This is a genomic window from Alteromonas nitratireducens (assembly GCF_040812025.1).
Lineage (GTDB): Bacteria > Pseudomonadota > Gammaproteobacteria > Enterobacterales > Alteromonadaceae > Alteromonas > Alteromonas nitratireducens.
Window position 1 is genome coordinate 128715 of the sequence record NZ_JBFNPK010000009.1, and the last position, 12123, is coordinate 140837.

General features: G+C 53.2%; 9 protein-coding genes. 6 read left to right on the forward strand and 3 right to left on the reverse strand.

Annotated elements, in window-relative coordinates; all coding sequences use genetic code 11:
- The first annotated feature begins 280 nt into the window (after positions 1-280).
- The 4 genes from ispB to AB1N33_RS10055 all read left to right on the forward strand — a co-directional run bounded on the left by ispB (position 281) and on the right by AB1N33_RS10055 (position 3304).
- Positions 281-1255, forward strand: coding sequence for an octaprenyl diphosphate synthase (gene ispB / locus AB1N33_RS10040; protein WP_411271424.1), 975 nt, complete (start codon positions 281-283; stop codon positions 1253-1255).
- Between the two features lie 119 nt (positions 1256-1374).
- On the forward strand, positions 1375-2166 hold the full coding sequence (locus AB1N33_RS10045) for an RMD1 family protein (RefSeq protein ID WP_411271408.1): 792 nt from the start codon (positions 1375-1377) through the stop codon (positions 2164-2166).
- Between the two features lie 120 nt (positions 2167-2286).
- Positions 2287-2739: a hypothetical protein gene (locus tag AB1N33_RS10050; protein WP_411271409.1), complete on the forward strand. Its 453-nt coding sequence runs from the start codon at positions 2287-2289 to the stop codon at positions 2737-2739.
- 127 nt (positions 2740-2866) lie between these two features.
- Positions 2867-3304 carry a BLUF domain-containing protein gene (locus AB1N33_RS10055; protein WP_411271410.1) on the forward strand — a complete coding sequence of 146 codons (438 nt, stop codon included), beginning with the start codon at positions 2867-2869 and terminating at the stop codon, positions 3302-3304.
- A 50-nt stretch (positions 3305-3354) separates the two neighbouring features.
- Here the strand turns inward: AB1N33_RS10055 and pepQ are convergent, their stop codons facing one another.
- Positions 3355-4674, reverse strand: coding sequence for a Xaa-Pro dipeptidase (pepQ, locus tag AB1N33_RS10060; RefSeq protein ID WP_411271411.1), 1320 nt, complete (start codon positions 4672-4674; stop codon positions 3355-3357).
- A gap of 253 nt (positions 4675-4927) precedes the next feature.
- Entirely contained in the window at positions 4928-6979 is a 2052-nt protein-coding gene (locus tag AB1N33_RS10065) for a transglycosylase SLT domain-containing protein (RefSeq protein WP_411271412.1), read from the reverse strand.
- A 408-nt stretch (positions 6980-7387) separates the two neighbouring features.
- Between AB1N33_RS10065 and fadB the strand changes: the two genes are divergently transcribed.
- Positions 7388-9538 carry a fatty acid oxidation complex subunit alpha FadB gene (gene fadB / locus AB1N33_RS10070; RefSeq protein WP_411271413.1) on the forward strand — a complete coding sequence of 717 codons (2151 nt, stop codon included), beginning with the start codon at positions 7388-7390 and terminating at the stop codon, positions 9536-9538.
- An 18-nt stretch (positions 9539-9556) separates the two neighbouring features.
- The gene (gene fadA / locus AB1N33_RS10075; RefSeq protein ID WP_411271414.1) at positions 9557-10720 is read left to right on the forward strand and encodes an acetyl-CoA C-acyltransferase FadA; all 1164 of its coding nucleotides are present in this window, start codon (positions 9557-9559) and stop codon (positions 10718-10720) included.
- Between the two features lie 108 nt (positions 10721-10828).
- On the opposite strand, the gene AB1N33_RS10080 is transcribed toward fadA, so the two are convergent.
- Positions 10829-11797: an integron integrase gene (locus tag AB1N33_RS10080; RefSeq protein ID WP_411271415.1), complete on the reverse strand. Its 969-nt coding sequence runs from the start codon at positions 11795-11797 to the stop codon at positions 10829-10831.
- Between the last annotated feature and the right edge of the window lie 326 nt (positions 11798-12123).

Genomic DNA, 12123 nt, shown 5'->3' on the forward strand with positions numbered 1-12123 from the left:
CAGTATTTTACCCACTCTTATGTGTTCAGAGAAGTCGCTAAACGCCTTTTATGCAGCGGCATTCAGCCTGAATTTACCTGGCAGACCTGTTGGCCGATTCCGCCAGCCGATCACTGCGATCGCGGTCGGATCGTCAGTCATCACTGTCCGAACTCTGTCCGTCAGCCCGGAAAAACAGCCAGTCACAGGCTTTTTGTGATGAGTGGCTGGATAGTCAGGGACTTTCAGGTACAATCGCCATGTCAAAATTGGTAGTAACAGGTAACAGTCAGCTATGGCGATGGATCTCGAACAAATCAAAGTGCTAACCCAGGACGACATGCAGGCGGTCAATGCCCTGATCCAACAGCAGGTCGATTCTGATGTGGCCCTGATTAACCAGCTCGGGTTCTATATTGTAAACAGTGGTGGTAAACGCCTGCGTCCGCTGCTGACCGTGCTTGCCGCCCGCGCACTGAATATCACCACAACCGATCACCATACCCTGGCAGCCATTGTAGAATTTATTCATACCGCGACCCTGCTGCACGATGATGTGGTTGATGAGTCAACACTGCGACGCGGGCGCGAAACTGCCAATGCCATTTTCGGCAACCAGGCCTCGGTACTGGTGGGTGACTTCCTGTATACCCGCTCTTTTCAGATGATGGTCAGCCTTAACCGTATGCGGGTGATGGCGATACTGTCTGAGGCGACCAACCAGATTGCCGAAGGCGAAGTATTGCAGCTGATGAACTGTAACGACCCGGATACCACCGAGCAGCGTTATTTTGACGTAATTTACGGCAAAACCGCACGTCTGTTTGAAGCTGCAACACAACTGGCGGCAGTGCTGACTGACCAGCCTGAACACATTGAACGTGCAATGCAGGACTACGGCAAGCACCTGGGCACCGCTTTCCAGCTGGCTGACGACATTCTGGATTATATGGCTGACAGTGACGATATGGGGAAAAATGCCGGAGACGATCTGGCAGAAGGCAAACCCACACTGCCGCTGCTGTACGCCATGTGGCATGCCCCCAGTGACGCTGATCGCACGCTTATCCACGATGCGATTAAAAATGCCGACGGTCTGGCTCACCTGACACGTATCCAGGGCATTATGCAGGACACCGGCGCACTGGACTATACCCGTCAGCGTGCGCATGAGGAAGTGCAAAAGGCGATAGACAGTCTGTCTGTGCTGCCGGCGTCTGATTACAAAGACGCGCTGATTGCGCTGGCCCATCTGTCGGTTGAACGCACCAGCTAATCCCTGATTTCCATCAAAATATTTTATCTGCACGGGCAAATAATCTCGTGCGGATGTTGCTAGGTGCGCAGCAAAATCAGGCGCATAATCGGCCCGATTTTTCTCTGGCTGAACCTGCTATGACATTTTGTAATGACCGTGTGTCGGTGTATTCCCTGCCCGACGCAGACACCGTATTTGAATCTCCCCCTGAAATGGGTACCCGTTACCGCGACGCGATGCTGCTGGCACTGCCGGGTGGCGAAGCATGGCTGTTTGATTATGGTGTGGTGGTCTTCTGGGGGATTGACGAAGACGAGCGTTTATCACTACTGCACCGTTTAAAACTGGGCGCAGACGTACTGGCCGGCGACCATCAGGAACACTTCCGGTTTGCCACGGCATGCGGCGAACTCAAATTACAGAAGGATCTCATTTCCCTGGCGAAAGACGATCCGCTGGAACGCCTTGCGGTCAGCCACGCGCTGGCGCAGTCGATCAAACTGAATGACTATGAGCAACGTGCGCTGGATACCATTGCGCTGTACGCGCACCTGCCCAAAACGCTGGAAACCACCGGTAAGATAAACCTTAGCCGCCGTCAGATTGCCAGTATCCGTGGCCACCTGTTCAGTACCAAAAGCGATATTTTTCTGCACTATGGTTTGCTCGATACGCCGGAGTTCTTCTGGGAATATCCCGACTATGAGGGGGCCTACAATGCCACCGCCCGCTACCTGGATATTCGCTCACGCGTTGAACTGCTGTCGAATAAACTGAATGTCATTCACGAACTGTTCGACATGCTGGCCGATGAGCTGAAACACAAACATTCGTCGTTTCTCGAGTGGATCATTATTATTCTGATTGCCTTTGAAATTGTGATGTTTGGTGCGCAGGAACTGACTGCACTGCTAACCAGAGTAAACTAAACGTTCAGCGTGGCTGACAATTCCGACACATCATTTTGATTTTTTTTTAGACAGATCGCATTGGCAGGTCTATGTTTGTATGCGCGTACATTACGCACAAACCATCATGGAGAAAAACCAATGTTAAAAACAATAATCAGAGGAGTCGTATTTTGTGCTTTTAGTCTTTTAACTATTCAAAATGCAGCAGCAGACAATCACGAGCCGCCCTTTATTGGCGGAAACTACTGGGAAGTCACAGGCATTAAACTGGCTGACGGAGCAGGCCTGAAATACGCGAACTGGCTGGCCAGCGAGTGGCGTAAAAATATGGATTATGCGGTGTCACAAGGGTGGCTGATAAGCTACGAAGTACTGAGTAATGTGCACCCTCGCGCCGATGAGCCGGATCTGTATCTTATCCGGGTATTCAAACACATGGCCACGGTAGAAGAAGACGAGAAGCGCCGGAAAATGTTTCTCGACTGGGCAAAGAAAAGCATGGAAAAAATGCAGGCTGAAAGCGGTAACCGCGCTGAATATCGCACGGTGATGAGCACGGCTCTGATGCAGGACATGAATTTCCGAAACTAATCCCTTTCAGGGCGACGCCGTCGCCCTGCTGTACACGCTAATTTACATATCGCACAACTGTGGCGTAATGATCTCGGCAACATCACCTGACGTAATTACAACATCCTTGGTTGCAGTAGGGTCTTTTATGTTCGGTCGTATTATTTATCGCAGTAAAATGTCGTCGATGATTACCAAAGATGACATCGGCGCGATTGAGTCACATTCACAAAAAGCCAATCATTTGCGGGGTATCACCGGTGCACTGATTGCCTTTGATGGCCGTTTTATCCAGATCCTTGAAGGCGAGCAGGATCAGATCACGGCACTGACCGATATTATCCGCGACGACCCCCGCCATTACGAGTTTGAAGTGTTACAGCACGTGGCGGTGCCCGAACCTCGCTTCTCTGGCTGGGACATGAAGATGATCAGTGCGCCATCCCCTGATTTAAGACACTGTCTGACACAGTTGCATCAGGTGTTTGACGATGAACTGAGTAACATAGAATTGCGTGCCCGTTTGTGTGAGGGACTGATTTATATAATTGCCGGTCAGGTTGAATACCCCGGTATGACCGCCTGAGCGATCACAGATTACCGGCTGCCCCGCCATCGCGGGGCAGCGTCTCCCGATTACTCCAAATCCAGATCGCGGGTCATGTTTTCGTTGGCTTCGCGATGCACAATAATATTATCTTCAATACGGATCCCGCCGAACGGCCTGAATTCGTCTACCTTGTCCCAGTTTATGTATTTTGACTGCGGCGACGATTTCAGATCAGCCAGCAGACTGTCGATGAAGTACAGCCCGGGCTCAATAGTAAATACCTGACGCGGCTCAACAATGCGGGTACAGCGCAAAAACGGATGGTCTTCCGGTGCAGGCTTTGGCGTGCCGCGATCGTCATTAACCAGACCGCCCACATCATGCACCTGTAAGCCCAGGAAGTGGCCGATACCATGCGGGAAGAACGTACGGGTAATGCCTTGCTCGACAATGTCGGGCGCCGTTAAGTTCACAATGCCAAAGTCACTTAAGATTTGCGCAATGCCATCGTGGGCTAACAGGTGAATGTCGGTGTAAGCCACGTTCGGCTTAAGCGAGTCCACCAGGGTCAGGGTTACCTTGTCTACCGCTTTGATAAGGTCACGAAAGGCGTTGTCGTCACGGCTGTAGGTACGGGTGATGTCTGCGGCGTAGCCGTGACAGGTTGCCCCCGCGTCAATCAGAAACGAGCGCGAGTCTTTTGGCGCCTCGGTGTCACACTGCATGTAGTGCAAAATAGAGGCATGCTCGTTGAGTGCGACAATACCCGTGTACGGGACATCGTTGTCGCCGTGTCGCGACGCTTTCAGGTAGGCAAGGTTAATATCAAACTCACTCTCTCCGTTCAGGAACGCCGCTTTCGCCGCTTTGTGCCCGGCCACCGCCAGCGCATTGGCCTTCCGCATGCAGTCCAGTTCATAATCGGTTTTGTAGGCGCGATGATAGTGCAGATAATGCAGCACACGGTCGGGATTCACATTGTCAAAACCCAGCGCGCGCGCCACCTCAATATACTCGCCTACGTAGGCATAGCCTTTTTTGTCGTAAGGCAGGTGCTTTTCTACCGCGTCCGCCTGCTTCAGCATCACAATATCGAAACTGTCAGTCCAGAAATCATTCGGCTCTGGCGGTACCTTATGCCAGAAGTCTACCGGACGGTAAAAGATAAGCTTGGGTTTGTCGTGTCCGTTCACCACCAGCCAGCAGTTCGGGTTATCTACAACCGGCAACCAGGCTTTAAACTGCGGGTTCACCTTAAACGGATAGTGATTGTCATCCAGAAACAGGCGCTTGCCCTGCCCCGAATGAATCACCAGCCCTTCCAGCCCTTCCCGCTGAAGCGCCTCGCGCGTGCGCGCCTGCAGTACACTGATATGTTCCTGATAGCTTGCCTGTTGTTGCGACATAAGACCTCTGTTTGTGATCGAGTTAGCAAAGCAGCAAGAGAGGCGTGAAAAACAAAACACGCCGTGAACCCGACCGTGGGCGCTCGCCAACCGCATCCCTGCGGTTGGACGGTTTTGTTTTTCACGCCTCTCTCGCTACTCTGCACTCAGGTTCATTCCAAAGTGATGTGGAGATTGTAACATGGAACGATAGAGGTTAAAGACGAGCGATTATGTCGCAGACAACATGTCGAAAAATAAGCAGGCTGCGCTTTTACTCAGGCGCAAGTTGCTGACGGGAGGCGGTGGTTTGCTGTTGCAGCATGCCGGACGGCGGAATGATGGCGTCGGTCAGCGACTCAAACAGGTTGGTGGGCTGTCCCAGCTGCGTTTCGTAAATATAGCGATAGGCCAGTACCGCTTTCACATAGTCACGGGTTTCGCGATACGGGATAGTTTCAATCCAGATGTCGGTGGGGATGGGTGACTGCTGTGGCAGCCAGTCAACCACGCGCTGCCAGCCTGCGTTGTATGACGCCGATACCAGCACGGGATCGTCATTCATTTTGTCCATCAGGTAGCGCAGATACCGCACGCCCAGCTGCACATTTTGCTGTGGTTCGAACAGGGTCTGACGGCTGACCCGGCGCTCGGCCAGATAGGCCGCCGTGTTTGGCATTAATTGCATCAGGCCGGTTGCCCCTGCCGGCGATACCGCATCGGGCATAAACGAGCTTTCCCGCCGCGCGATGGCCATGGCAAATGCCTGGGGCACAGAATATTGCTGGGAAATACGGTTAAATTCGTTGGTAAACGCCAGCGGGAAGCGCCGCTCAACGTCGTTCCAGTAGCCGCTTTGCGCAAACCCCATAATGGCCTGATCGTGCCAGCCCCACTCACTGGCCAGTACGGCAAGGTATTTCACGTCATCGCTGTTAAGGGTGTTCATCAGGTAACGCCATTCGCGGCGCGCCTCAAGAAAACGTTCCATCTGATAAAATTCATACGCGCGCCGGGCTGCGGGCTGCGCCGCCACCTGTTGCAGCGCCAGCTGGTCAACCGGCACGGGGGTATGCGCCAGCGACGGCACACGCTTGAGCCGGGCGCTGGCCAGAAATCCATAATAGTGGCGCTGACCGGCAAGGGTATCAAACAAGGCACTGGCCTGTTCTTCCATGCCCAGCTCGCTGTATGCCCGCGCCTGCCAGTACAGAAATGCCTCATCGTTCTGACGCGCCGCGTCGACGCTGGCAATGACCTGCAGTACCGCCTGCCACTGCTCGTGGCGCAGTAAATGGGCAACATGCCAGCGCGCCACATCGTCGTCGGCCCCCGGCACGTTGGCACGCTGTAGCCAGGTCAGTGCCTCAGGTGCATCATCAATAGCCAGGCTAAGCGCAATTGCGCGGTGAATCTGCATTAACTGCGCTGCGGTAAAATTCAGCTTTTTCTGCCAGCGATAATAGGCATCGATAGTTTTAGGCGCATCACGCCAGGCCAGCCGCTCCATACCCCAGCTGATCATTGCCGCTTCCTGCTGCGGGTAGCGCAGCGGAAAACGCGAGTAGCGGGTGATAGCTGCCGGATTACGACGAATATCGCGCCAGCGGTCTGCCAGATATTGCATGTCATCCGGCAATTTGCGTTTCAGGTAACTGACTAGCTTGACGCTACCGCCGGTCGCCGCTTTTTCGATGCGCCCGAGTACTTTTTCCGGCGTCATCATGCCCTTTTTCTGCCAGGTACTGAACAGCGGATCGCAGGCCTTTGGCTGTGACTGCCCGTTTAGCCATAACGAATCAACACGGGCCAGCACCAGGTCTGGCTGAGTAGCCTGGTTAAGTTCATAACGCAGTTTCTGGCAGGTCAGCCGGGTAGACAGATTGTCACGGTAACTGGCCATAAACGCGTCGTACTGATTGTGCGTCGCCAGATAATTCAGCCACTGTTCGCGCAGCCCGTACACCACTGGCCTGCCTTCATGCTGTTTCAGAAAACTTTCTATCTCGTCGCGGTTAGACAACAGGAACGTGCGCTCCAGCACCATGCGTTGTAAATAAGGATACAGGGGGTAGTCTGAGAGCGATTCGATTTTCGCCAGCAGGGCGTCGGACGGGGTGCCCCAGATGCCGGCCAGGGCTTTTTCGGTTTCAAGAAATCGCCCGCGCTGGTCTGAAAGCCGTGTATCTGAGGGTGCTGTGCTGCCGTGAGTGTCAGTCAGCGTGTCGGCCACAGACAACCAGCTACAGGCTGAACAAAGCCCCGCCATCAGCACCCTGCGTGCCTGGCGTGTTGCCCGTTTAAACACTGCCCGTGTCATTCTCATACGGCCATCCTGTGAAACATTCACCCAACCGGTCCTGCATCCTGACTGACCGGCACGCTGCTGCCATTGCCAACGTACTGAACGGCGTTTTCTGTGCGCCTACCGTTACAGTATAACCAGCATTATTAGGGATTATTATTTTTCTGGATTGGCGTTGAACACCATTCGCTACCATTATACGTATTCAACGCGGGAATTCGAGCTTGAAAAACCGTGGTGGCAACACCACTTTCCCTTAATTGAAACACGTGTTTGAATTTTTCATTGAAATTTGTCGTGGCTTTGTAAAGAATCTAGCCACCCTATGCACGCGTGACAATACACCGTTGTAGTTATTACGTGTAAAACACGTCAGGTAGCACGGTACTGTGATACCTGGCATCCTGGCCAACGCCAAAGGAGACAACAATGATATACACAGGCAAAAGTCTGACCGTCAGCCTGTTAGATGACGGCTTTGCTGAGCTGGTATTCGATGCACAAGGCTCGGTAAACAAGTTTGACCGCCAGACCGTCAGCGAACTGGATGAAGCCACCCAGGCCCTGAAAGCCAAAGGTGATGTAAAAGGTGTTCTGGTTCGCAGCGCCAAGCCAACGTTCATCGTCGGTGCCGACATTACCGAATTTACCGATCTGTTCTCAAAAGATGACGCTGAAGTTCTGGAATGGGTAGGCAAGACTTCTCAGGTATTCGATCGTTTTGAAGATCTGCCTTTCCCTACCATTGCCGCAATTAACGGCTTCGCCCTTGGCGGCGGCTGCGAGATGGCACTGGCCTGTGACATGCGTGTTGCCGACACCACGGCATCCATTGGTCTGCCGGAAGTCAAACTGGGTCTGATGCCGGGCTTCGGTGGAACCGTGCGTCTGCCGCGTCTGATTGGTTCAGACAACGCCCTGGAATGGATGACCACCGGTAAAGATCGCAAGGGGCAGAAAGCCCTGAGCGAAGGTGCGGTTGATGCCGTTGTTGCCCCTGACGCCCTGCGCGATGCGGCCCTGTCGATGCTGAAAGACGCCGCGGCCGGCAAGTTCAACTGGGAAAAGCGCCGTGCCCAGAAAAAAGCACCACTTTCGTTAAACAAAAACGAAGCCACGATGAGCTTCTCTACCGCGCAGGCCATGGTTGCCGCGCAGGCAGGCAAGCACTATCCGGCCCCGCACATGATGGTAGAAACCGTGATGAAAGCCGCGGGCATGGACCGCGACGGTGCGCTGAAGCTGGAAAACGAAGGCTTTGTGAAGCTGGCGAAAACTGACGCAGCGAAAGCACAAATTGGCATCTTCCTGGCCGACCAGCTGGTTAAAGGTAAAGGAAAGAAACAGGCCAAAGCAGCCACTAAGTCACACAAACTCACGGCCGTGCTGGGCGCTGGCATCATGGGTGGCGGTATTGCCTATCAGTCTGCCGTGAAAGGCATGCCGGTAGTGATGAAAGACATCAATACCGACGCACTGGATCTGGGCTTAAAAGAAGCCGCGAAGATCCTCGGCAAGGGTATGCAGCGTGGCAAAGTAGACGCCGCGAAAATGGCAGAAACCCTTAACAGGATCACGCCAACCCTTGACTACAACGCAATGAAAGACGCCGACCTGGTGATTGAGGCCGTTGTAGAAAACCCGAAAGTGAAAGGCATTGTGCTGAAGGAAACCGAGGAAGTGGTAGCGGATGACGCGATCATCTGTTCAAACACCTCGACCATTTCTATTAACCAGTTGGCGAAGAACCTGAAAAACCCGGAACGCTTCTGTGGTATGCACTTCTTCAACCCGGTACACCGTATGCCACTGGTGGAAATCATTCGTGGTGAGCACACCTCAGATGACACCATCAACGCCGTGGTAGCCGCTGCCCTGAAAATGGGTAAAACCCCGATTGTGGTAAACGACTGCCCGGGCTTTATGGTAAACCGCGTGCTGTTCCCTTATTTCGCGGGCTTCAGCAAGCTGTTGCTTGACGGTGCCGACTTTGTTGCCGTGGACAAGGTAATGGAGAAACAGTTCGGCTGGCCAATGGGCCCGGCTTACCTGCTGGATGTTGTTGGCATGGATACGTCTGATCACGCTGCCGGTGTGATGTCTGACGGCTTCCCTGAGCGCATGCAGAAAATGGACAACGACCCTATCAGCCTGCAGTACCAGGCTAATCGTCTGGGTCAGAAAAACGGTAAAGGCTTCTACGACTATGGCGTAGACAAGCGCGGCAGACCCAGCAAGACCCCGTCTGAAGACAGCTATGCGCTGATGAAAGGCGTGGTTGCCGAGCGTAAAGACTTCGACCAGGACGAAATCATTGCGCGTCTGATGGTACCGATGGCCAACGAAGCCATTCGCTGCCTGGAAGAAGGCATTGTAGACAGCGCAGCAGAAGCCGATATGGCGCTACTGTACGGACTGGGCTTCCCTCCGTTCCGCGGCGGTATCTTCCGCTGGATTGAAACCATTGGGTTAGCGAACTTTGTTGAGATGGCTGACAAGTACGCCCACCTCGGACCGATTTACCAGGTAACAGATGGCGTTCGCCAGATGGCCGCCGACGGTAAATCTTACTTCGCGTAAACCCAAAGGAGACGCATCATGAAAGAAGTCGTAGTAATCGATTGTATTCGTACCCCCATGGGCCGCTCCAAGGGTGGTGTATTTCGTAATGTGCGCGCAGAGACCCTGTCGGCGCACCTGATGACCGCGCTGCTTGAGCGCAACCCAAACCTGGATCCGTCTGAAGTAGAAGACATTATCTGGGGCTGTGTACAGCAAACCAAAGAGCAGGGCTTTAACATTGCCCGTAACGCCCAGCTGCTGACCGACATTCCGCGCTCTACCAGCGCGGTGACGGTTAACCGTCTGTGTGGCTCGTCGATGCAGGCACTGCATGACGCCGCCAAGGGCATCATGACCGGCAACGGTGATGTGTTCATGATTGGTGGTGTTGAGCACATGGGTCACGTACCCATGAACTTTAACCTGGACTTCCACCCGGGACTGGCTAAGTACACGGCGAAAGCGTCGGGCAACATGGGCATGACCGCCGAGCTGCTGGGCCGCCAGAATGGCATTACCCGTGAAATGCAGGACGCCTTCGGTGCCCGCTCGCACCAGCGCGCGCACGCGGCTACGCTGGAAGGCCGCTGGGCTAACGAGATTGTGCCCATTGAAGGCCACGACGAAAATGGCGTGCTGAAGCTGATTGATTATGATGAAGTAATTCGTCCGGACAGCACCGTAGAAACCATGGCGAGCCTTCGCCCTGTGTTTGACCCAGTGAACGGCACCGTGACGGCAGGTACCTCGTCAGCTATCTCTGACGGTGCGTCAGCCATGCTGCTGATGTCAGCCGACAAAGCCAAGGCCCTTGGCCTTACGCCGCGTGCGAAAATTCGCGCCATGGGCGTAGCAGGCTGTGACGCTGCGATTATGGGTTACGGTCCGGTACCGGCTACCCAGAAAGCGCTGAAACGTGCCGGCATGACCATGGACGACATTGAGCTGGCCGAGTTTAACGAAGCCTTTGCCGCACAGGCACTGTCGTGCATTAAACAGCTGGGCTGGCTGGACACCTACGATGAGAAGGTGAACCTGAACGGCGGCGCGATTGCGCTGGGTCACCCGTTGGGCTGTTCGGGTGCACGTATCAGCACCACGCTGCTGAACCTGATGGAAGCGAACGACAAGTCTGTTGGCCTGGCCACCATGTGTATTGGTCTGGGTCAGGGTATTGCCACCATCTTCGAGCGTGTGTAACGCGAACCGTTATTAATAATGTAAAAAGGGCCTGCGGGCCCTTTTTTGTTACCTGAAAAAGGAACCCAGGTTGCGAAAAAGACATCATTAACCAGGCTTTAAAGCTGATCACATTAGTAATGCCGAAAGCGGGCTTACGACACCGTGAGCCCCTTGTTGCAGTATGTGCGTATAAATTTGGGTTGTGCGCACATCTGCATGCCCTAACTGGTCCTGTACCGTTCGAATATCCGCGCCCGATTGCAGAAGATGCGTAGCAAACGAGTGCCGTAGCGTATGTGGCGTAACATGTTTGATGATGCCTGCGTCGAACGCGGCTGTCTTCACCGCGCGCTGTATTTGCTTTTCATCAATATGGTGACGCCGTAACAACTTACTTTCAGGATCTATGCTCAGCCTGGCAGCCGGAAACAGGTATTGCCACTCCAGTGTTTTATTACGGCTTTGGTATTTTTTCCGTAGCCCCTGTGGCACCCATGCGCCCGCAAATTCCGGTACCGCCAGGTCACGGCGAAGCAGCGCCTCGCTTTTTCTAATATGCTCTTCCAAACCAGGCAATAGCGATTCTGACAGGGTCGCAATACGATGTTTACCGCCCTTTCCAAACCAGATACGAACACACTTAAAGTCAAAATCGATATCACCTGCACGCAAACGCACACACTCCATCAGTCGAAGACCACTACCATAAAGCATGGCCACAGCCAGATAATGTTGATGCGGCACCCGCCTCAGTAACGCTTTCACTTCATTCTGGGTCAGCACTACCGGCAGTTTTCGTTCGCGACCACTGTTTAAAAACGTCATTTCTGTTGGTAGCGGCTTATCCAGGTACTTCCCATACATAAATACCAATGCATTTAGCGCCGTTGCCTGCGTTGACTGCGAGACTTTCCGCTTGGTGGCCAGATAGGTCAGATACGCTTCTACATGGGTTTCGTCTAACGAGGTTGGATGGGCAAATTTGTGAAAGCGAATATAGTCAGCAATCCAGCTAAGGTAAGTCTCGATGGTGCGCTTAGCATAGCGTTTAAGCATCATGAATTCGTATATTGCGCGTAAAAAAGGGGATTTCATAGCAGCCCGAAAAATAAAAAAAGACTATGAAAAACGGCAAATTTTTGTAACTGATCGAAAGGACGTAATGAAAGTCTGCATGAAATGCCCCATTTCCACCTAACAGCCGATTTGGTGTTTTTTCACGTAGCACTTTTTGCCCGTACAATAAACGGCTTTCGCTTCAGACGCTTATGGCATACTCTGTAACCAACGAAAAACAAATACGGGTTCTACCCCGTTTTCACGGACGGTTTAATAAAGACGTAAACTTTTTGTCTTGATTAGCAAGTCTACGTCGCATTCTTGGATTATGGAACCGTTCAACGTAATCGAATATATCTGCT

Excerpts from the sequence above, each read along its gene's own strand:
- ispB (WP_411271424.1), top strand. The coding sequence starts at position 281 with ATGGATCTCGAACAAATCAAAGTGCTAACCCAGGACGACATGCAGGCG.
- AB1N33_RS10045 (WP_411271408.1), top strand. The coding sequence starts at position 1,375 with ATGACATTTTGTAATGACCGTGTGTCGGTGTATTCCCTGCCCGACGCA.
- AB1N33_RS10050 (WP_411271409.1), top strand. The coding sequence starts at position 2,287 with ATGTTAAAAACAATAATCAGAGGAGTCGTATTTTGTGCTTTTAGTCTT.
- AB1N33_RS10055 (WP_411271410.1), top strand. The coding sequence starts at position 2,867 with ATGTTCGGTCGTATTATTTATCGCAGTAAAATGTCGTCGATGATTACC.
- pepQ (WP_411271411.1), bottom strand. The coding sequence starts at position 4,674 with ATGTCGCAACAACAGGCAAGCTATCAGGAACATATCAGTGTACTGCAG.
- AB1N33_RS10065 (WP_411271412.1), bottom strand. The coding sequence starts at position 6,979 with ATGAGAATGACACGGGCAGTGTTTAAACGGGCAACACGCCAGGCACGC.
- fadB (WP_411271413.1), top strand. The coding sequence starts at position 7,388 with ATGATATACACAGGCAAAAGTCTGACCGTCAGCCTGTTAGATGACGGC.
- fadA (WP_411271414.1), top strand. The coding sequence starts at position 9,557 with ATGAAAGAAGTCGTAGTAATCGATTGTATTCGTACCCCCATGGGCCGC.
- AB1N33_RS10080 (WP_411271415.1), bottom strand. The coding sequence starts at position 11,797 with ATGAAATCCCCTTTTTTACGCGCAATATACGAATTCATGATGCTTAAA.